Genomic DNA, 20,186 nt, shown 5'->3' on the forward strand with positions numbered 1-20,186 from the left:
TGCCGGGGCGCTGCGGTTGTGGCCGGAAGGTCTCAGTTGTGCATAGCCGGTACGGTTCCCGCCCTCATGCGCTCGCTCCGCGCCGCCCTGGTGCCGAACAGGGTGATCGACAGCACGCCGAGGACCGCCAGGAGACCCAGCGCGACCGTGCCGGCCCAGCCGCCGGCGTGGAAGGCGACCGCGCCGAGCGTGCCGCCCGCGCTGGAGCCGAGGTAGTAGGCGGACTGGTACAGCGCCGATGCCTGCGCCCGGCCCGTCGTCGCCGTACGGCTGACCGACGACGAGGCGACGGCGTGTCCGGCGAAGAACCCGGCCGTGATCAGGACGAGGCCCGCCAGGACCGCGGCGAGCTGGCCGGCGAGCGTGAGCAGCAGACCCGCGGCCGTCGTCGACACGGCGAGGTAGAGCGCCCCGCGGCGGCCCAGCCGGGCGACCAGCCTGCCGGCGCCGGCGGAGGAGAGCGTACCGACGAGGTAGACCAGGAAGATCGACCCGACGACGCCCTGCGGAAGGCTGAAGGGCTCCTCGGTGAGCCGGTAGCCGATCACGGTGTAGACCGCGCCGAAGACCGTCATGAACAGCGCGCCGATCGCGTACAGCCGCCGCAGCAGCGGATCGGAGAGGTGGCCGGTGACCGTCTTCGCCAGGGCCCTCGGGTTGAGCGAGGACGGGGTGAAGTGCCGGGCGGCGGGGATCATGAAGTGGAAGGCGACCGCACAGGCCAGGGCGAGCAGACCGATGGCGCCGACCGCCACGCGCCAGCCCCACAGCTGGGTGAGCCATCCGGACAGCACGCGGCCGCTCATGCCGCCGATGCTGTTGCCCGCGACGAAGAGTCCGATGGCCGCCACCAGAGCCTTGGGCCGCACCTCCTCGGCCAGATACGCCATGGCCGACGCGGGCAGTCCCGCCAGCGCCGCGCCCTGGACCGCGCGCAGCGCGATCAGCCAGCCGAGCGACGGGGCGAAGGGCACGAGGAGCCCGATCACCACGGCGACCGCCAGCGAGGCGGTCATCATCTGCCGCCGCCCGAAGCGCTCGGACAGCGCGCTCAGCGGGAGGACGCACAGGGCCAGCCCGCCGGTGGCCGCGGAGACCGTCCAGCTCGCCTGCTCGGCCGTGGCGTGGAAGGACGCCGACACGGCGGGCAGCAGGGCCTGGGTGGAGTAGAGGAGGGCGAACGTGGCGATCCCCGCCACGAAGAGGGCGAAACTCATGCGCCGGTAGCCGTGGCCACCGGGTGCGAGGCGGTCCGGAGCGGTGGGCGAGACGGCTGCGGCGGAATACGGAACGGCGGCGTCCACCCTGACGGTGGACGCCCCGGTACTGGCAGGAGGCATACGTCGAACGTAGGACTCAGGACTTCATGCGTCCAATGCATGAAACCCTCATAATCGTTCCCATGGCGCATCAACACAGCTCACAGCCCAGGCTGTCACCGGGTAGTAACGAAGAAGACATCCGCGCCGTGCTCGCGCCCCGCCTGGCGTACTTCGAGGCGGTGGCCCGGCACGAGCACGTCACGCGGGCCGCGCAGGAGCTCGGCGTCCCCCAGTCCACGCTGTCGCGCGCCATCGTGCGGCTCGAGGAGGACCTGGGCGTCGCCCTGTTCGCCCGGAGCGGCCGCACCGTCTCCCTCACGCCCGCGGGGCGCACCTTCCTCACCTCCGCCGAACGCGCCCTGGCGGAGGTGGAGAAGGCGGCCGACTCCGTGCGCGCCGACGCCGACCCCACGGCGGGCAAGGTCGCCTTCGGCTTCCTGCACACGCTGGGTTCCGAGACCGTGCCCGCCCTGATCCGGGCCTTCCGCGCCGACCACCCCAACGTCCGGTTCCAACTCGTGCAGAACTACGGCGAGGCGATGATCGAGCGACTGCGGGCGGGCGGGCTCGACCTCTGCCTGACCTCACCCGTACCGGACGCCCCCGACCTCGTCACCCGGCGCCTGGACGAACAGCGGCTGCGCCTCGTCGTGCCCGACGACCACCGGCTCGCGAGTCGTCGCAGGGTCCGCCTCGCCGAGGCCGCGGACGAGACGTTCGTCACCCTCGAACCCGGCTACGGGCTCCGGCGGATCACCGACGACCTCTGCGCCGAGGCCGGCTTCACCCCGCGGATCGCCTTCGAGGGCGAGGAGGCCGAGACCCTGCGCGGCCTGGTCGCGGCCGGGCTCGGCGTCGCCCTGCTCCCGCCGCCCGCCGTCCCCAGGCCGTCGGTGGTGGAGCTGGCGGTGACCTCGCCCCGCGCGGCCAGGGAGATCGGGGTCGCCTGGCTGGACGGACACCCCGACACTCCGCCGGTGGCCGCCTTCAAGCAGTTCCTGCTGTCGCGGAGGGGAAGCCTGCTGCCGGACTGATCCGCGCGCCGGGTCGCCCGACCCCGGCGCCGCGCCCCCTCGCGCCCTCAGTGCCGCAGCGACCGCCCGAACCCCGCCGCGAGGGGCATCCGCAGGCCCAGCGGAGGGGGAGCGGCGAAGGCGTCGGCGACGGGGCGGGCGTACGACCGGGCGAACAGTGAACCCCGTATGAAGTCCGCGGCCAGCGCCATCACCTCGGACCGGTGCTGACGCAGGGCGTGGCCGTCGGAGTGGACCTCGAACCGGCAGGTGTCCCGGTTGGCCTTCTTGGCCCGCTCGGCCAGCCGGTAGGAGAGCTCAGGGCTCGACCGGGCGTCGTTCGTTCCGTGCACGATCAGCACCCGGCGCCCGGCCAGGTGCTTCACCGGTTCGGGCTCGGCGGGTCCGTCGGGAAGCCAGGGTGCCATCGCCAGCACGGAGTTGACGGCGGTGTGCCCCGCGCCGCGCAGGGCGGCCCGGCCTCCCATCCCGTGCCCGACGAGGCAGACGGGGACGTCGCCGTAGCGGCGCACGACCTCGTCCGCCGCCCACTGCGCGTCGGCCACCGGGTCGGCACCGGTGTTCCAGCCGCGGCTGCGGTAGCGCACGACGTGCACGGCGAGCCCGTCCTCGCGGCCCGCCCCGGCCAGGGTCCGGGCAAGGGGCAGCTGGGCCGCGTACGACAGGGCGGAAGGGCGGCGGCGGGAGTCGGTCTCGCCGTCGGGGAGCAGCAGGACCACTCCGCTGACCTCGGGTGTTGCTCCGGCCGTGTGAACGGCCCGTCCCAGCCTGGCGGCAGGCAGGGGAAGTGCGCGCTGTGCCATGACAGAACAGTGTCAGAAGGGCAGGTGTATGCCACCCGGCTTCGCGGTCACTGTTACGCATCGGCACTCGGCATCTACGCGCGTAGGCGTTAGAGTGCCCGAATGACGAGCCAGACCCGGAATGTCCCCGGCCCCGAACAGATCCGCCGCGCACCCAAGGTGCTGCTCCACGACCACCTCGACGGCGGCCTCCGCCCCGGCACGATCGTCGAACTGGCTCTGGCGCAGGGTTACGACGCGCTCCCCGAGACCGAGCCCGACAAGCTGGGCGTCTGGTTCCGTGAGGCGGCCGACTCCGGTTCCCTGGAGCGCTACCTGGAGACCTTCGCCCACACCTGTGCCGTCATGCAGACCCGCGACGCGCTGTTCCGGGTGGCCGCGGAGTGCGCGGAGGACCTCGCGGAGGACGGAGTCGTCTACGCCGAGGTGAGGTACGCCCCCGAGCAGCACCTCACGGACGGTCTGACCCTGGAAGAGGTCGTCGAGGCGGTCAACGACGGCTTCCGCGAAGGTGAGCGCAGGGCCCGGGAGAACGGCCACCGCATCCGTGTGGGCGCCCTCCTGACCGCCATGCGGCACGCCGCGCGCTCCCTGGAGATCGCCGAACTCGCCAACCGCTACCGCGACATGGGCGTCGTCGGCTTCGACATCGCGGGCGCGGAGGCGGGCTTCCCTCCCACGCGGCACCTGGACGCGTTCGAGTACCTCAAGCGCGAGAACAACCACTTCACGATCCACGCGGGCGAGGCCTTCGGGCTGCCGTCCATCTGGCAGGCCCTGCAGTGGTGCGGAGCGGACCGGCTCGGCCACGGTGTGCGGATCATCGACGACATCGAGATCGCCGACGACGGCAGCGTGACCCTGGGCCGTCTCGCCTCCTACGTACGCGACAAGCGCATCCCGCTGGAGCTCTGCCCGACGTCGAACCTGCAGACGGGCGCGGCCGCCTCGTACGCCGAGCACCCGATCGGGCTGCTGCGGAAGCTGCATTTCCGCGCCACGGTGAATACGGACAACCGGCTGATGAGCGGTACGAGCATGAGCCAGGAATTCGAGCGGCTGACCGAGACATTCGGATACACGCTCGACGACATGCAGTGGTTCACAGTCAATGCGATGAAATCAGCGTTCATTCCTTTCGATGAACGTCTGGCGATGATCAACGACGTCGTCAAGCCCGGTTACGCGGAGCTGAAATCCGAGTGGCTCTTCCGGCAGACGGCTGTCACCAGCGGTTCTTCCTCCTTCGCCGGCTGAGTGAGCCGTACGGAAAAGGCCGGGATCCTCGCGATCCCGGCCTTTTTCCGTGTCCCGGCATGTTTGCTGGAGGGGTATCGGCCCGACTACCTTGCAGAGCCGCTCACATCCCCTTCCCCAAGGATGCATTCCACATGAAGAAGTCTGCTGTCAGGACCCTCGGTGTCGCCGCTCTCGGTGCCGCTTTCGCCGCCGCCGGTGCGGGCAGTGCCTCCGCCGTCGCCGTGCCGCTGGACGCGGCGGCCGGCGCGCTGCCGGCCGACATCGCGCTGGACTCCGTGACCGACGCCCTGCCCGCCGTCCAGAAGGCGGCCGGCGGACTTCTCGACCACCAGCAGCAGCAGCGGGGCAGCAGCAACGACCTCTCGGCCCCGGGCACGAACCTGCTCGGCGGCCTGCCCGCCGGCGGCCTGACCGGCGTCCTGCCGATCGGCCGCTGAACCACCCGTACACGCATGTGGGGCGCGCACCAGGTCACGGTGCGCGCCCCACAGGTCGTGCCCCCGTGGTCTCCGGGGTCACCAGGCCGTCGTGGCCGGGGACTTCTCCGAGGGGAGCAGGATCCACAGGGCGAGGTAGAGCAGGAACTGGGGCCCCGGGAGCAGGCACGAGACCAGGAAGATGACGCGCATCGTCCCTGCGGAGGTGCCGAAGCGCCGTGCCAGCGCTGCGCACACACCACCGATCATGCGTCCCTCGACAGGGCGGGCAAGTGCGGCCATGGTGGGCTCCTTCGTCAACCGTTCGGGGAGCTGCGCCGTCGCGCTCCCGGTACCTCCATGGTGACTCCGTCCAGGGGTACGAAGCGTCGCTCTACGGGGCGATCCCGACCCCGGTAATCGTCGGGGTCGATCCCTGAGGGGCCTCGCTCCGGAAGGTCCGGGTGCCGTTCCCGATCCGGGACAGGTCCCCGGCGCCCGCCCGGTTGCCCCGGCGCAGCCGCGCCCGGCACAGCGGGACGACGAGCAGGTGGGCCAGCGCGACCCCGGCGGTGTTCAGCAGCAGCGAGTCGACGTCGACGACCTGTCCCGGCACCCCCGTCTGCCCCAGCTCGATCGCCATGGAGATCAGCGCGCCGGCGGCGACGGTACGGGCCAGCGACGCCCACGGGGACACCAGCAGCCGCCCGCCCGCCATCGGCAGCAGGACGCCCAGCGGCGCGAGCAGCAGGAGTCCCTTGCCGATGCGGCGCGCGGCCTCGGCAGGTCCCATGGCCAGGTCCGCCCTGATCCCGGCGAAGGGATGGAGGTTCGCCGCCGTCACCCAGGGCACGTCCAGCGGGCGCAGCGTCAGCCAGCCGACGAACAGAAGGTGCGCGAGGAGGAGGAAGACCCCCGCCGCGCGGAAGCGGATGACGGCCCGGCCGTCCGAACTGTGACGCACGTACACCGAGACGCCACGAGCGGCAGGATCGGTTCCGCCTCCGTCCGTGAAGGCCCTGTGACGGGCACCACGGGCATCCCGTCCGGCGGGGCGGCGCGGGTTCCACGGCCGGTCCGGCGGGCCCGGCACCACCGGCGGGGCGGGCTCAGGGCCGCCCGGCCGCGCCCAGCGTGGGTACCTCGGCGGGGCGGGCCTTCGTGTCCGAGGTGCACAGATAGCCGCGCGGGGCGTAGTTCCCCGGTCCGCCGAGCAGCACGGAGCCGCCCGATCCGATGCCGTCGCTCTCCGTGAACGTGCAGACCACCTGGGCGAGGGCCTCGGACGGCAGGTCCTCCGGCTGCTCACTGAGGCGCAGCGTGCCCTCCGGGTCGCCCTTGCGGGCCCCGGCGGCGCGCAGTCCCACCGGGACGTCGCTGGAGAACCCCGCCCGACGCTCGTCCGCCGAGGGCTCGCGCTCCAGCTCGCCGAGCAGGGCCTGGGCGATCTGGAGCCGGTCGGACCGTGACTCGTCGAGCGCGACCGTGCGCTCGACCGTCGCGAGCTGCGAGGCGCAGAGCAGGTGGATCCGCAGCGAGACGCTTCCCGGCGGCGGCGCGGAGGCACCGGACGCGGCGGTGCGGCACGGCATCCGCGACGGAGCCGCGCCCGCGTCGACCGGCACCGAGGTGGCGCGGATCCCGCAGCCCGAGGCCAGGGCCGCGCACGCCACGGCGACGGCCAGGGCGGCCGCGGCCCGGCGCCGGCCGCCCGTCGGACGGCCCCTCCGCGGCGCATGCGCCCGCTCGCTGCACGTCACTTGGCGTCGCCCTTCTCGTCCCGGTCGTCGTCGCCCGGCAGGCCCGTCAGTCCTTCGGCGTCGCGCGGGAGACGCAGCACGAACATCGCTCCCTCACCGTCCGGGAGGTTCGAGGCCGTGATGTCGCCACCGTGGATGTGCGCGTTCTCCACCGCGATGGACAGACCGAGACCGCTGCCCTCGGAGCGCGGCCGGGAGGCACTCGCCTTGTAGAAACGGTCGAACACGTGGGGCAGCACGTCTTCCGGGATGCCCGGGCCGTGGTCGCGCACCTCGATGACCAGCTCGTCGTCGTCGGTCCGCACCGACACCCGCACCGGCGAGCCGCCGTGCTTGAGCGCGTTGCCGACCAGGTTCGCCAGGATCACGTCGAGCCGCCGCGGATCCAGCCGCACCATGATGCCGCGCTCCGCGTCCAGATCGACCGCGTCCAGCCAGGCGCGGGCGTCGATGCACGCGGTCACCTGGTCGGCGACGTCGACGGTGTCGAGGACGAGGCGGGCCGTGCCCGCGTCGAAGCGCGTGACCTCCATGAGGTTCTCGACCAGGTCGTTCAGCCGCCGGGTCTCGCTCACCACCAGGTGCACGGCCGGGGCGATCATCGGGTCGAGGCTGTCCGCCTCGTCCTCCAGCACCTCGGCGACCGCGGTGATCGCCGTGAGGGGCGTACGCAGCTCGTGCGACATGTCGGCGACGAACCTGCGGCTCGACTCCTCCCGCGCGCTCATGTCGGCGACCTTCTTCTCCAGGGAGCTCGCCGCCTTGTTGAACGTGTGGGAGAGATCGGCGAGTTCGTCGGTTCCGGAGACCACGAGACGGGTGTCGAGCTTCCCCTCGCCGAGCTTGCGGGCCGCGTCGCCGAGCCGCTGCACCGGCCGCAGCACGGTCGTCGCGGACGCCTGCGCGAGGAGGGCCGATCCCACGAGGGCCAAAGCCGTGGCGATGCCCAGCGACCAGGCGAGCGAGCTGAGGTCCTCGCGCTCCTGGTCGAGGGACTTCAGCATGTAACCGGCCGGTCCACCACCGATGATCTTCGTCCCGGCCACCAGGTAGGGAGTGCCGCCCATCGTCGTACGCTGCCAGAACAGGTGGTACTCGTAGGTGTTGCTCGACGTCAGCGGCTGCTTCTTGTTGACCTGCTTCTGCAGCGACGCGGGCACGTCGACCTTGGTGAAGGAGTCGATGTCGGACGACCCGGTCACCGGCTTGCCGTCGCGCGTGCCGACGAGCAGCACGTGGTAGCCCGGGCCGCTGCTCGCCATCTGCTCTGCGGCGTCGCGGAGGTCCTCCGCCGGCGGCTCCAGCGGCAGCGACGCGGCCTGGTTCTGCATCTGGCGGCGGAAGTCGCCCAGCGCCGAGTCCTGGGTGCGGGTCAGCACGGCCTCGCGGTTGAGCCAGTACGCGATGCCGGAAGCGGACACCGCGGCCGTCAGGGCCACCAGCGCGAACACGATCAGCAGCCGCAGCCTCAGGCTGGTCCAGCGAAGACCCGCGAGTACGGAACGTTTCGCGGAATCGCTCACTGAGGCGAGTCCAGCCGGTAGCCGACGCCGCGCACCGTGCGGATCAGGGTGGGCGACGAGGGCACGTCCTCCACCTTCGCCCGCAGCCGCTGCACGCAGGCGTCCACCAGCCGCGAGTCACCGAGGTAGTCGTGCTCCCACACCAGGCGCAGCAACTGCTGCCGAGACAGGGCCTGTCCGGGCCTGCGGCTCAGTTCGAGCAGGAGACGCAGCTCGGTCGGCGTGAGCTGCAGGTCCTCCCCGTTCTTGGTGACCGTCATCGCCGAACGGTCGATGACGACGCTGCCGAACGTCGCCGAGTCCGTCGACTCGCGCTCGCCGCGCCGCAGGACCGCGCGGATACGGGCGTCGAGCACCCGGCCCTGCACGGGCTTCACCACGTAGTCGTCCGCGCCGGACTCCAGTCCCACCACGACGTCGATGTCGTCGCTGCGCGCGGTCAGCAGGATGATCGGCAGCTGGTCGGTGCGCCGGATGCGCCGGCACACCTCGAAACCGTCGATCCCGGGCAGCATCACGTCCAGCACGACCAGGTCCGGCCGCTGCTCCCGGAGCAGCTCCAGGCCGTCCTCTCCCGTCGCCGCGGTGGCCACACGGTGGCCCTGGCGAGACAGCGAGAGTTCGAGGGCCGTGCGGATGGCGTCGTCGTCCTCGATCAGCAACAGGAAAGGCACGGGGGCCATTCTGGCCCATGGTGCTGCCACCTTTCGACAATCCCCCCGACTTGATCCCCGGCCCGCTCCCCGCCGTGAGGGGCACGGGAGCCCTGTGACAGCCCTGTGACAGTCGGGGGACAGCGCCATGAAACTGCCCCGGCAAGCTCGATGACACACGGAACGAACGGACTCCACCGATGGGGGGCGCCAGATGAACGCACTGCACAGCACCACCTCAAGCGCAGTTGTCACGCGCCTCCACGACGTCGGCAAGAGCCCGGAGAAGTCCGGCACCGGAGCACGGGGGTGTTACCGGAACGCCGGTCGTCAGCACTCGTCGTACCTGACGATGGTTGACGCGTCCACGGGGGAAAACGGGGGAAGGGCGTACGGGGAGGGCTCGGGGGAGCGGAAGGTCCCGGCGCAGGCCGAGAGCGCCGAAGCGGCGTTCACGGCCTACGTCCAGGAGCGCCGCGCCTCCCTGTACGCGACCGCCTACCACCTGACCGGCGACCGGTTCGAGGCCGAGGACCTGCTGCAGAGCGCCCTCTTCTCGACGTACCGCGCCTGGGACAGGATCAGCGACAAGGCCGCGGTCGGCGGATACCTGCGCCGGACCATGACCAACCTGCACATCAGCGCATGGCGCAGGCGCAAGCTCAACGAGTACCCGACCGAGGAGCTGCCGGAGACGGTGGGCGACACGGACGCGATGCGGGGCACGGAACTGCGCGCCGTGCTCTGGCAGGCGCTGGCGCGGCTGCCCGAACTCCAGCGCACGATGCTGGTCCTCCGCTACTACGAGGGCCGCACGGACCCGGAGATCGCGTCGATACTCGACATCAGTGTCGGCACGGTGAAGTCGAGCATCTGGCGGTCGCTCCGCCGGCTGCGCGAGGACGACGTCCTCAGCTTCGGCCGTGACGAGGAGGAGTCCTTCGGCGAGCTGGTGGCCTGAGGTCTACGGGGGGAACGGGGGAGGAACGCCGCGGCTCCGGGGGGAGCGGCGGTACGGGGGTGGAACACAGCGGGGGCGGACGGGCCGGGGGGTCCTGTCCGCCCCCGCCGTCGTGTTCCGCGACTGCCCGGCGGCACCGCTCAGTTCGGTACCCGGCTCCGGGGAGCGAGGCAGCGGCCCGCCGCCGCGGCGGCCAGCCGGCCCAGCGCCTCCTGCTTGGCACAGGGGTACGCGCCCAGCGCGGTCTGGCGGGCCACGATGCGCCGCTCGGCCCGCATCAGCCGCCACCCGCGCCGCAGCAGGAACGGCACGGACTTGCGCCCCTCCCGCAGGTCCCTGAGCAGCCTCCGGCGGAACGTCGTGGACGGACGGCCGCGCAGGCACAGGGCGTCGGCCAGCAGGCCGAGCTCCTGGCAGCGCCCGACTATGTCGGCGGCGAAGATCCCCTCGGCGACGAACAGGGGCGTGCGTTCGATGTCGAGCGTCTCCCGGCCGACCCGCGAACTCGTGGCGATGTCGTACAGCGGCACGTCCGTGCGCCCCGTCCGGCACAGCTCGGCGACGGCCGCGACCGCCGCGTCCGCGTCCCAGGACAGCGCCGAGTCCCAGTCGATGTCGGTGCTGCCGGTGACCCGGGGCAGTGTCGGGTCGTTTCCCTCCTTGTAGAAGTCGTCCAGGCGCAGCACGGGCAGACCGCTGCGGGCGGCCAGGGACGACTTGCCGGAGCCGGAAGGACCGGCGAGCAGCACGACGCGAGTGGGGATCGGTTGGGAACTCACAGAACAGAAGTGTGAGGCATTGACCCGCGTAGGGGATCCCCCGGAGGTCCTGTTGGTATCGAGCATCACACCTCAACTACTCTGCGCGCACGGATGATTACTCAACACGTCCCGATCAGGTGGGAAAACATGGCACGTCACGCACTGTCCAAGCCCCGGCACCGCGCTCTGCTGCGGGCCGGTCTGACCCTCACCGCACTGGGTGCGGCGCTCGGCGCGGGAGGCACGGCGGCCCAGGCCGCCGTGCTGCCCGCCGCGCCCGCCACCGGCGCGGACTCCGCGGACAGCACCCTGGGGGCGATCGGTGAGGCGGCGTCGCCCGCGGTGACCAGCGCTCTCGGCTACGGGCTCGCGGGGGCCGTCAAGCCCATCACCGACCTGCAGCTGGATCCGCTCGCCGGGACGGGGGTGGATCCGCTGGACAACGCGGTGGGTACCCAGATCGCCGACTTCAAGCCGGTGACCACGGCCCTCGTCACCGACCCGCTGACCAGCGGGGCGGCGCTGGGCGACCTGCCCGTGATCGGCCAGGTGACCGGTCTGATCACCGGCTGACACGGCCGTGGACGCGTGTGCGGGACCGCTCGGGGGCGGCCCCGCACACGCGTCCGGACGGGTCAGTACGAGGAGCCGGAGGTCCCCAGGGCGCCCGTCGGGTGCCAGACCGTCTTGGTCTCCAGGAACGCCGTGAGGCGGTGGGTGCCGGGATCGGCCGACCAGTCCGCCCCGTCCACAGCCTGTGGACGCACGACGCGCTTCAGGTTGTCCGCCGCGGCGATCTCCAGCTCCGTCGCCAGCTCGGCGCCGGCGCCGGTGAGGTCGATGGCGTTGACGTCCTGGTGGGACGCCAGCGGAGCCGCGAGCTCGGCCGTCCGCCCGGACAGGATGTTCACCACGCCGCCCGGCACGTCGGAGGTGGCCAGCACCTCGCCGAGGGAGAGCGCGGGCAGGGGGGCGTCCGCCGAGGCGACGACGACCGCGGTGTTCCCGGTGGCGATCACCGGGGCGATCACCGACACCAGGCCGAGGAAGGACGACTCCTGCGGTGCCAGGACGGCGACCACGCCCGTCGGCTCCGGGGTGGAGAGGTTGAAGAACGGGCCCGCCACCGGGTTCGCCCCGCCCACGATCTGGCCGATCTTGTCGGTCCAGCCCGCGTACCAGACCCAGCGGTCGACCGCAGCGTCGACGACGGCAGCGGCCTTGGACTTCGACAGCCCCTCCGCGTCGGCGACCTCGCGCACGAACTGGTCCCGGCGCCCCTCCAGCATCTCCGCGACGCGGTAGAGGACCTGGCCGCGGTTGTACGCCGTCGCGCCCGACCAGCCGCCGAACGCCTTGCGCGCGGCGACGACCGCGTCACGGGCGTCCTTGCGGGAGGACAGCGGCGCGTTCGCGAGCCACTTGCCCCGGTCCGCCGCGGCACTGGCTGATTTCTTCGCCGTCACCTCGTACACCCGGCCGCTCTCGGAGCGGGGGAACTTGCCCCCGACGTACAGCTTGTAGGTCTTGAAGACGCTCAGTCGCCCGTCAGACATCGAGGTAGGCCTCCAGACCGTGACGGCCGCCCTCGCGGCCGAAGCCCGACTCCTTGTATCCGCCGAACGGCGAGGTCGGGTCGAACTTGTTGAACGTGTTGGCCCAGACGACGCCCGCGCGGAGCTTGTTCGCCACCGCGAGGATGCGGGAGCCCTTCTCCGTCCAGAGGCCGGCCGACAGGCCGTACTGGCTGTTGTTCGCCTTGGCGACCGCCTCGTCCGGGGTGCGGAACGACAGGACGGACAGCACCGGGCCGAAGATCTCGTCACGGGCCACGGTGTGCGCCTGGGTGACGTTGGTGAAGAGCGTCGGGGCGAACCAGTAGCCCGACGACGGGAGCTCACAGGGAGCCGACCAGCGCTCCGCGCCCTCCGCCTCGCCGGTCTCCACCAGGGCGGTGATCCGCGCGAGCTGCTCGGCGGAGTTGATCGCGCCGATGTCGGTGTTCTTGTCCAGCGGGTCGCCGAGCCGCAGCGTGGACAGCCTGCGCTTCAGGGCGTCCAGCACCTCGTCCTGGACCGACTCCTGGACCAGCAGCCGCGAGCCCGCGCAGCAGACCTGGCCCTGGTTGAAGAAGATCCCGGTGACGATGCCCTCGACGGCCTGGTCGACCGGAGCGTCGTCGAAGACGATGTTCGCGCCCTTGCCGCCCAGTTCGAGCGTGGCCTTCTTGCCGGTTCCGGCGATCTGCCGGGCGATGGCCTTGCCGACCGCGGTGGAGCCGGTGAAGGCGATCTTGTTCACGTCGGGGTGCGAGACGAGTGCCTCGCCCGCGTCGCCGTAACCCGTCAGGATGTTGACGACGCCCTTGGGCAGGCCCGCCTGGCGGCAGATGTCCGCGAAGAACAGGGCGGACAGCGGGGTCGTCTCGGCGGGCTTGAGCACCACGGTGTTGCCGGTGGCGAGCGCCGGGGCGATCTTCCAGGCCAGCATCAGCAGCGGGAAGTTCCACGGGATGATCTGGCCGGCCACCCCGAGCGGCCGGGGGTTCGCCCCGTAGCCCGCGTGGTCCAGCTTGTCGGCCCAGCCCGCGTAGTAGAAGAAGTGCGCGGCGACGAGCGGGAGGTCCGCGTCGCGGGTCTCCTTGATCGGCTTGCCGTTGTCCAGGGTCTCCAGGACGGCGAGCTCCCGGGAGCGCTCCTGGATGATCCTGGCGATCCGGAACAGGTACTTGGCGCGCTCGGAGCCGGGCAGCGCCGACCACTTCTCGAACGCCTTGCGGGCGGCCTTCACGGCCCGGTCGACGTCCTCGGAGCCGGCCCGCGCGACCTCGGACAGCACCTCCTCGGACGACGGGCTGACCGTCTTGAAGACCTTGCCGTCGGCGGCCTCGGTGAACTCACCGTCGATGAACAGGCCGTACGAGGGGGCAATGTCGACGACGGAGCGGGACTCCGGAGCCGGGGCGTACTCGAATGCAGATGCCATGGGGATCAGTCCACCGTCACGTAATCGGGGCCGGAGTAACGGCCGGTGCTGAGCTTCTGGCGCTGCATCAGCAGGTCGTTCAGCAGGCTGGAGGCGCCGAAGCGGAACCAGTGGTTGTCCAGCCAGTCCTCGCCCACGGTCTCGTTGACCAGGACCAGGAACTTGACGGCGTCCTTCGTGGTGCGGATGCCGCCCGCGGGCTTCACGCCGATCTGCACGCCCGTCTGCTGCCGGAAGTCGCGCACGGCCTCCAGCATCAGCAGGGTGTTCGCCGGCGTCGCGTTCGTGCCGACCTTGCCCGTCGACGTCTTGATGAAGTCCGCACCCGCCAGCATCCCGAGCCAGGAGGCCCGCCGGATGTTGTCGTACGTCGACAGCTCGCCGGTCTCGAAGATCACCTTGAGCCGCGCCTGGCCGCACTCGGCCTTCACGGCGACGATCTCCTCGTACACCTTGAGGTACCGGCCGGAGAGGAACGCGCCCCGGTCGATCACCATGTCGATCTCGTCGGCCCCCGCCGCCACGGCGTCGCGGACGTCCGCGAGCTTGACGTCGAGCGCGGCGCGGCCGGCGGGGAAGGCGGTCGCCACGGACGCCACCTTCACCCCGGAACCCGCCAGCGCGGCGACGGCGGTCGCCGCCATGTCGGGGTAGACGCAGACCGCCGCGGTGCGCGGGGTCGTGCGGTCGGTCGGGTCGGGGTTGACGGCCTTGGCGGCGAGCGCCCGGACCTTGCCCGGGGTGTCCGCGCCTTCCAGCGTCGTCAGGTCGATCATCGAGATGGCGAGATCGATCGCGTACGCCTTGGCGGTCGTCTTGATCGATCGGGTGCCGAGGGACGCGGCGCGCGCTTCGAGGCCGACGGTGTCGACGCCGGGCAGCCCGTGCAGGAAGCGGCGCAGCGCACTGTCGGACGCCGTCGCGTCGGCGAATGCTGGAGCAGTGGTGGGCATGGTCACCACACCAGCATATCTACGCGCGTAGCGACATGTACAGGGCCGTCCCCGTTCCGCTCCTCACGCGACCCCTCCCGCGAACCCCGCGAGGCCGGGCCGCACCTGCCCCGCCGCTTCAGGCAGAATCGGAAGCATGACGAGCCCCACACCCTCCACCGAGCCCGCCCACGCCGACCGGACCTACCGGTCGGGCGCCGGCATCGTCGGCGGCGTGCTGCTGATCCTGCTGGCCGGCTGGATCGGCGGGGACGCGGTGGCCCAGGGCAAGGGGTGGGTGCCCTGGCTGGCACTGGCCGCCCTGCTGACCGTGGTCCCGCTGATCATCGCGTTCACCCTGAGGCCCGCGGTGTTCGCCGACGTCGAGCGGATCCACATCCGCAACCCGTTCCGCACGATCGTGGTGCCGTGGACCGACGTCTCCACGCTACGCGCCACCTACTCCAGCGAGATCTTCACCCACGACGGGGCGAAGTATCAGCTGTGGGCCGTGCCGGTCTCGCTGCGCGAGCGCAAGCGGGCCGCCAGGAAGGCCTCCCAGCGGGCGCACGACGACCCCTACGGCCGCACGTCCGTGCACGCCGACGTCCGCGACTCCCAGGCGCGCACCGCCGCGGCGGACCAGACGGTGGGCGACCTGCGGGAGCTCGCCGAGCGTGCCGCCGCCCGCCCGGAGAAGCCCACGACGACCGCGTCGGTGCGCTGGGCGTACGAGGTGATCGCCCCGGCCGCGGTCGGCCTGGTGCTGCTCGTGGTCCTGTTCGCGGTCGGCTGACGGGGAGCGGGCGTCGCGCCCGCCGGCCGTCGTCCACGCGAGGCGGCCCCTGTGCCGGGGCCGCCTCCCGCACACGTCCGCTCAGATGCCGGCCGCGGCCGCCAGGTCGCGCTTGACGGCGGCCAGGAGTCCCGCGGCCTTCGCACCGGCCGAGGGGAGTTCACCGGCGGAGCCGACCGGGACGACGACCTCCAGGTAGCACTTGAGCTTGGGCTCGGTGCCGCTCGGGCGGACGATGACCCGGGCGCCCGTCAGGCGGTAGCGCAGGCCGTCGGTGGGCGGCAGAGCCTCGGTGCCGAGAGACAGGTCCTCGGCCGAGACGACGGGCAGGCCCGCCAGTTCGGCCGGGGGGTTCTCCCGCAGCCGCCGCATGGCGTCCGCGATGACCGACAGGTCCTCGACCCGGACCGACAGCTGGTCCGTGGCGTGCAGCCCGTGCTCCAGGGCCAGGTCGTCCAGCAGGTCGAGGAGGGTGCGGCCCTTCTCCTTGAGCGCGGAGGCCAGTTCGGTGATCAGCAGGGCGGCCGTGATGCCGTCCTTGTCGCGCACCCCGTCAGGGTCCACGCAGTAACCGAGCGCCTCCTCGTAGCCGTACCGCAGGCCGTCGACCCGGGCGATCCACTTGAAGCCCGTCAGGGTCTCCTCGTAGCCGAGCCCGGCCTTCTCGGCGATGCGGCCCAGCAGCGACGAGGACACGATCGACTCGGCGAACACACCCGTGACGCCCCGGTCCACCAGGTGTGCGGCGAGCAGCGCTCCCACCTCGTCGCCCCGCAGCATCCGCCAGCCGCCCCCGACGGAGGCGTCCGGCACGGCGACGGCGCAGCGGTCGGCGTCCGGGTCGTTGGCGATGACGATGTCCGGCCCGGCCGTGCGGGCGGTGGCGAAGGCCAGGTCCATCGCGCCGGGCTCTTCCGGGTTGGGGAAGGCGACGGTGGGGAACGCCGGATCGGGCTCGGCCTGCTCGGCGACCAGCACCGGCTCGGGGAACCCGGCCCGTGCGAAGGCCGCGGTCAGGACGGACGCGCCGACGCCGTGCATCGCGGTGTAGACGGTCCGGGCGGTCCGCGGTGATCCCGGGCTGAGGACCGCGTCCGTGCGGGCGAGGTAGGCCGCGAGGACCTCGTCGCCGAGGATCTCCCAGCCGGACTCCGGGCGCGGCACGCCGTCGAGCGGGCCGACCGCCTCGATCGCGGCGGCGATCTCCACGTCGGCCGGGGGCACGATCTGCGAGCCGTCGCCCAGGTAGACCTTGTAGCCGTTGTCGCGGGGCGGGTTGTGGCTGGCCGTGACCTCCACACCCGCGACGGCCCCCAGGTGCCGTATGGCGTACGCGAGGACCGGGGTGGGCAGCGGGCGGGGGAGCACCGCCGCGCGCAGGCCCGCTCCGGTCATCACGGCGGCGGTGTCCCGCGCGAAGTCGGCGGACTTGTAGCGGGCGTCGTACCCGATGACCACGAGTCCGCCGGACTGCCCCTGCGCCTTCAGATAGGCGGCGAGGCCCGCGGCGGCGCGGATGACGACGGAGCGGTTCATGCGCATCGGGCCCGCGCCGATCTCGCCCCGCAGGCCCGCCGTGCCGAACTGGAGCGTGCCCGCGAAGCGGTCGGCGAGCGCGGGGAGGTCACCGGCCTCGATCAGCCCGGCGAGCTCCGCGCGGGTCTCGGGGTCCGGGTCCTCGGCGAGCCAGGTCCTGGCCCGCGCGATGAGGTCCTGCTGCACGGTGTCCGCCTTTCTGCGGTGCGGTGGTGTGGGGGCGGGACCGGGGCCGGGCTCCGGCCCGGCCCGTGCCCCGGTCGCCGGAGGGCTGATTCTGCCGGGCCGCGGGGCGGTCAGATGCGGTCGAGCACCCGCGCCAGCAGGGCGCCCATCCGGGTGGCGGAGTCGCGGCCGGCCTGGAGGACCTCCTCGTGGTTGAGGGGTTCGCCGCTCAGGCCCGCCGCCAGGTTGGTGACCAGGGAGATGCCCAGCACCTCGGCACCGGCCTCACGTGCGGCGATGGCCTCCAGGACCGTGGACATGCCGACGAGGTCGCCGCCCATGACCCGGACCATGCCGATCTCGGCCGGGGTCTCGTAGTGCGGGCCGGGGAACTGCACGTACACGCCCTCCTCGAGCGTGTCGTCGATCTCCTTGCACAGGGCGCGCAGCCGCGGCGAGTACAGGTCGGTCAGGTCGACGAAGTTCGCGCCCACGATCGGCGAGGCCGCCGTGAGGTTGATGTGGTCGCTGATGAGGACCGGCTGGCCGGGGCGCATGCCCTCGCGGAGCCCTCCGCAGCCGTTGGTCAGGACGACGGTCCCGCAGCCCGCCGCGACGGCCGTGCGCACGCCGTGCGCGACGGCCGCGACGCCGCGGCCCTCGTAGTAGTGCGTGCGGCCGAGGAAGACCAGGACGCGCTTCTCGCCGATCCGGTACGAGCGGATCGTGCCGCCGTGCCCCTCCACGGCCGGGGCCGGGAAGCCCGGCAGCGCGGTGACGGGGAACTCGGCCTCCGGGGCGCCGAGCGCCTCGCCGGCGGGGGCCCACCCGGAGCCCATCACGAGGGCGACGTCGTGGGTCTCGACGCCGGTCAGCTCGCGCAGGCGGGCGGCGGCGTCGGCGGCGGCGGCGAGTGGGTCGCCCTGGATGTGGTCCGGAATAACAGATGCGTTCACGCGGATGAGGGTAACCGCTCATTCCCTACGCGCGTAGATGCGCCCGTGGAGAGTCTGGCCGGACCTCTTCGTATCTTCGTACAGAAGCCGTGCGGGGCCTGGGTTCAGCAGGGGTGCTTGCGCAGGTTCATCACGTAGTCGTGGGGTGCGCCGGCGGATTCTGCGGCGTCCGCCACCTCGCCCAGGTACCGGGCGGAGGGCAACCCGCCCTCGTAGCCGTTGAGCACGTACATCCAGGCGGGCTCGTCGCCGTCCAGCGTGTGGACGCGCACCCGCATGCGCCGGTAGACGTCGAGGCCGACGCCCTCCCAGCGGTCCATGGAGTCCTCGTCCATGGGCGCCAGGTCGTACAGCGCGACGAAGACCTGCGACCGGGGCGCCTCCACCACCGTGGCCAGCGCGCCCTCCCAGCCCATCTGCTCGCCACCGAACGTCAGCCGCCAGCCGTTGAGCCAGCCCGTGCCGCGCAGCGGGGAGTGCGGTGCGCGGCGCGTCATCAGCCGCGCGTCGAGGTTGCCGGCGTACGCGGCGTAGAGCGACATGGGGTCGAGGGTACGGGAGGCGACGCGCGTTGCGCCGGTCCCGGGGCGCGGGACCGTCCGTGGTGGGCGTCCCGCGACGACCGGCGAACCGTGCCCCGACCGGGCGCGCGCCCGTATGGAGGGCCCCGGGGCGAAGCAGCTTGGCGCGTGCGGGACAATGAATTACGTACTGCAGACGCCGGGGCGGCCCCCCGGACCCCCGGCCGGGGCGGCAGACGGCCGTGGGATGACACCACGCGAGGCGGACTTTTCGTGACCCGGATCGTGATCATCGGCGGCGGCCCCGGCGGCTACGAGGCTGCACTGGTGGGCGCCCAGCTCGGCGCGGAGGTGACCGTCGTCGACTGCGACGGCCTCGGCGGCGCTTCGGTTCTCACCGACTGCGTGCCCTCGAAGACCCTGATCGCGACGGCCGAGGTGATGACCACCTTCGACTCCTCCTACGAGGAACTCGGCATCATCGTCGCGGACGACACCCCGCACATCGAGCAGGCGGCCCGGGTGGTCGGTGTCGACCTCGGGAAGGTCAACCGGCGGGTGAAGCGCCTCGCGCTCGCACAGTCCCACGACATCACCGCCTCCGTCACCCGTGCCGGTGCCAGGGTCATGCGCGGCCGCGGCAGGCTCGAAGGGCTCCAGGCGTCCGACGGCTCCCGGCAGGTCGTGGTGACCGCGGCCGACGGGACCGAGGAGCGGCTCACCGCCGACGCCGTCCTGATCGCCACGGGCGGCCACCCCCGGGAGATCCCGGACGCCCAGCCCGACGGCGAGCGCATCCTGAACTGGACCCAGGTCTACGACCTCGACGAGCTCCCCGAGGAGCTCATCGTGGTCGGATCCGGTGTCACCGGCGCCGAGTTCGCCGGCGCCTACCAGGCGCTCGGCTCGCGCGTGACCCTGGTCTCCTCCCGCGACCGGGTGCTCCCGGGCGAGGATCCCGACGCCGCGGCCGTCCTGGAGGACGTCTTCCGGCGCCGCGGCATGAACGTCATGGCCCGCTCGCGCGCCCAGTCCGCCAAGCGCGTCGGCGACCGGGTCGAGGTCACGCTCGCCGACGGCCGCGTCATCTCCGGCACCCACTGCCTCATGGCCGTCGGCGCGATCCCGAACACCGCGGGCATGGGCCTGGAGGAGTCCGGGGTGCAGCTGAAGGACTCCGGGCACATCCGCACCGACCGGGTCTCCCGCACCAGCGCCCCGGGCGTCTACGCGGCCGGTGACGTCACCGGGATCTTCGCGCTCGCCTCGGTGGCCGCCATGCAGGGCCGGATCGCGATGTACCACTTCCTCGGCGACGCCGTGGCGCCGCTGAACCTCAAGACGGTGTCCGCGAACGTCTTCACCGACCCCGAGATCGCCACGGTCGGTTACAGCCAGGCGGACGTCGACGCGGGCAGGATCGACGCCCGTGTCGTGAAGCTGCCGCTGCTGCGCAACCCGCGCGCCAAGATGCAGGGGATCAGGGACGGCTTCGTCAAGATCTTCTGCCGCCCGGGCACCGGCATCGTCGTCGGCGGCTGCGTGGTCGCGCCGAGGGCCAGCGAGCTGATCCACCCGATCTCGCTCGCGGTCGACAACAACCTGACGGTGGAGCAGATCGCGAACGCCTTCACCGTCTACCCGTCCCTGTCGGGCTCGATCGCCGAGGTCGCGCGCCAGTTGCACACCCGCAAGGCCGCCGGCGAGGCGTAGTACGGACCGTTCCGCGCGAGACGAGGCCCCCTATATCACCAGGGGGCCTCGTCCATGCACAACTTCTCTTATTCGGCGCAAACTGCTGA

21 protein-coding genes are annotated in these 20,186 nt (G+C 72.2%); 7 read left to right on the forward strand and 14 right to left on the reverse strand.

What is annotated here, in order from left to right; translation table 11 throughout:
- Window positions 1–32: 32 nt before the first annotated feature.
- Window positions 33–1,340, reverse strand: a complete 1,308-nt coding sequence (locus OHT61_RS20220; RefSeq protein WP_329040178.1) for an MFS transporter — start codon at window positions 1,338–1,340, stop codon at window positions 33–35.
- Window positions 1,341–1,402: 62 nt separating this feature from the next.
- Between OHT61_RS20220 and OHT61_RS20225 the strand changes: the two genes are divergently transcribed.
- The gene (locus OHT61_RS20225; RefSeq protein ID WP_329040179.1) at window positions 1,403–2,356 is read left to right on the forward strand and encodes a LysR family transcriptional regulator; all 954 of its coding nucleotides are present in this window, start codon (window positions 1,403–1,405) and stop codon (window positions 2,354–2,356) included.
- A gap of 47 nt (window positions 2,357–2,403) precedes the next feature.
- Here the strand turns inward: OHT61_RS20225 and OHT61_RS20230 are convergent, their stop codons facing one another.
- A complete protein-coding gene (locus tag OHT61_RS20230; RefSeq protein ID WP_329040180.1) occupies window positions 2,404–3,159 on the reverse strand; it encodes a dienelactone hydrolase family protein in 756 nt (251 codons plus the stop codon).
- A 102-nt stretch (window positions 3,160–3,261) separates the two neighbouring features.
- Here OHT61_RS20230 and OHT61_RS20235 point away from each other — a divergent pair, with 102 nt between their 5' ends.
- Both OHT61_RS20235 and OHT61_RS20240 read left to right on the forward strand, forming a co-directional pair.
- Complete coding sequence (locus tag OHT61_RS20235; protein WP_329040181.1) at window positions 3,262–4,416, forward strand: adenosine deaminase; 1,155 nt, start codon at window positions 3,262–3,264, stop codon at window positions 4,414–4,416.
- A 134-nt stretch (window positions 4,417–4,550) separates the two neighbouring features.
- On the forward strand, window positions 4,551–4,856 hold the full coding sequence (locus OHT61_RS20240) for a hypothetical protein (protein WP_329040182.1): 306 nt from the start codon (window positions 4,551–4,553) through the stop codon (window positions 4,854–4,856).
- Between the two features lie 78 nt (window positions 4,857–4,934).
- On the opposite strand, the gene OHT61_RS20245 is transcribed toward OHT61_RS20240, so the two are convergent.
- The 5 genes from OHT61_RS20245 to afsQ1 form a co-directional block, all read right to left on the reverse strand.
- Complete coding sequence (locus OHT61_RS20245; RefSeq protein WP_329040183.1) at window positions 4,935–5,138, reverse strand: PspC domain-containing protein; 204 nt, start codon at window positions 5,136–5,138, stop codon at window positions 4,935–4,937.
- Window positions 5,139–5,229: 91 nt separating this feature from the next.
- Window positions 5,230–5,805, reverse strand: coding sequence for a VanZ family protein (locus OHT61_RS20250; RefSeq protein WP_329040184.1), 576 nt, complete (start codon window positions 5,803–5,805; stop codon window positions 5,230–5,232).
- A 139-nt stretch (window positions 5,806–5,944) separates the two neighbouring features.
- Window positions 5,945–6,595, reverse strand: a complete 651-nt coding sequence (locus OHT61_RS20255; protein ID WP_329040185.1) for a hypothetical protein — start codon at window positions 6,593–6,595, stop codon at window positions 5,945–5,947.
- Window positions 6,592–8,118, reverse strand: coding sequence for a HAMP domain-containing sensor histidine kinase (locus tag OHT61_RS20260; protein ID WP_329040186.1), 1,527 nt, complete (start codon window positions 8,116–8,118; stop codon window positions 6,592–6,594). The genes OHT61_RS20255 and OHT61_RS20260 overlap by 4 nt, the downstream gene beginning before the upstream one ends.
- The gene (afsQ1, locus tag OHT61_RS20265) at window positions 8,115–8,792 is read right to left on the reverse strand and encodes a two-component system response regulator AfsQ1 (protein WP_015578482.1); all 678 of its coding nucleotides are present in this window, start codon (window positions 8,790–8,792) and stop codon (window positions 8,115–8,117) included. The genes OHT61_RS20260 and afsQ1 overlap by 4 nt, the downstream gene beginning before the upstream one ends.
- Window positions 8,793–8,985: 193 nt before the next feature.
- On the opposite strand from afsQ1, the gene OHT61_RS20270 reads away from it, so the two are divergent.
- Window positions 8,986–9,732: a SigE family RNA polymerase sigma factor gene (locus OHT61_RS20270; RefSeq protein ID WP_329040187.1), complete on the forward strand. Its 747-nt coding sequence runs from the start codon at window positions 8,986–8,988 to the stop codon at window positions 9,730–9,732.
- Between the two features lie 140 nt (window positions 9,733–9,872).
- On the opposite strand, the gene OHT61_RS20275 is transcribed toward OHT61_RS20270, so the two are convergent.
- Window positions 9,873–10,577 carry a uridine kinase gene (locus tag OHT61_RS20275; RefSeq protein WP_329040188.1) on the reverse strand — a complete coding sequence of 235 codons (705 nt, stop codon included), beginning with the start codon at window positions 10,575–10,577 and terminating at the stop codon, window positions 9,873–9,875.
- A gap of 63 nt (window positions 10,578–10,640) precedes the next feature.
- Between OHT61_RS20275 and OHT61_RS20280 the strand changes: the two genes are divergently transcribed.
- Window positions 10,641–11,066 (forward strand): hypothetical protein, encoded by a 426-nt coding sequence (locus OHT61_RS20280; RefSeq protein ID WP_329040189.1) that lies wholly within the window; start codon window positions 10,641–10,643, stop codon window positions 11,064–11,066.
- A gap of 62 nt (window positions 11,067–11,128) precedes the next feature.
- Here the strand turns inward: OHT61_RS20280 and OHT61_RS20285 are convergent, their stop codons facing one another.
- From OHT61_RS20285 to deoC, 3 genes are read right to left on the reverse strand one after another with little or no spacing between them, the layout of a single operon-like run.
- Entirely contained in the window at window positions 11,129–12,049 is a 921-nt protein-coding gene (locus tag OHT61_RS20285) for an aldehyde dehydrogenase family protein (protein WP_329040190.1), read from the reverse strand.
- On the reverse strand, window positions 12,042–13,478 hold the full coding sequence (locus OHT61_RS20290) for an aldehyde dehydrogenase family protein (RefSeq protein WP_329040191.1): 1,437 nt from the start codon (window positions 13,476–13,478) through the stop codon (window positions 12,042–12,044). Before OHT61_RS20290 ends, OHT61_RS20285 begins: the two co-directional genes overlap by 8 nt.
- 5 nt (window positions 13,479–13,483) lie before the next feature.
- On the reverse strand, window positions 13,484–14,431 hold the full coding sequence (deoC, locus tag OHT61_RS20295; RefSeq protein WP_329043335.1) for a deoxyribose-phosphate aldolase: 948 nt from the start codon (window positions 14,429–14,431) through the stop codon (window positions 13,484–13,486).
- A gap of 136 nt (window positions 14,432–14,567) precedes the next feature.
- Between deoC and OHT61_RS20300 the strand changes: the two genes are divergently transcribed.
- Entirely contained in the window at window positions 14,568–15,206 is a 639-nt protein-coding gene (locus tag OHT61_RS20300; RefSeq protein WP_329040192.1) for a PH domain-containing protein, read from the forward strand.
- An 81-nt stretch (window positions 15,207–15,287) separates the two neighbouring features.
- Here the strand turns inward: OHT61_RS20300 and OHT61_RS20305 are convergent, their stop codons facing one another.
- From OHT61_RS20305 to OHT61_RS20315, 3 genes are all read right to left on the reverse strand, one after another.
- Entirely contained in the window at window positions 15,288–16,928 is a 1,641-nt protein-coding gene (locus OHT61_RS20305; RefSeq protein WP_329040193.1) for a phospho-sugar mutase, read from the reverse strand.
- A 110-nt stretch (window positions 16,929–17,038) separates the two neighbouring features.
- Entirely contained in the window at window positions 17,039–17,863 is an 825-nt protein-coding gene (locus OHT61_RS20310; RefSeq protein WP_327115340.1) for a purine-nucleoside phosphorylase, read from the reverse strand.
- A 104-nt stretch (window positions 17,864–17,967) separates the two neighbouring features.
- Window positions 17,968–18,405, reverse strand: a complete 438-nt coding sequence (locus OHT61_RS20315; protein WP_329040194.1) for a gamma-glutamylcyclotransferase — start codon at window positions 18,403–18,405, stop codon at window positions 17,968–17,970.
- Window positions 18,406–18,657: 252 nt separating this feature from the next.
- Here OHT61_RS20315 and OHT61_RS20320 point away from each other — a divergent pair, with 252 nt between their 5' ends.
- Window positions 18,658–20,097 (forward strand): NAD(P)H-quinone dehydrogenase, encoded by a 1,440-nt coding sequence (locus OHT61_RS20320; protein ID WP_329040195.1) that lies wholly within the window; start codon window positions 18,658–18,660, stop codon window positions 20,095–20,097.
- Window positions 20,098–20,186: the final 89 nt, after the last annotated feature.

Origin of the sequence: Streptomyces sp. NBC_00178 (assembly GCF_036206005.1) — a bacterium.
In the GTDB taxonomy this organism is placed as follows: Bacteria; Actinomycetota; Actinomycetes; order Streptomycetales; family Streptomycetaceae; genus Streptomyces.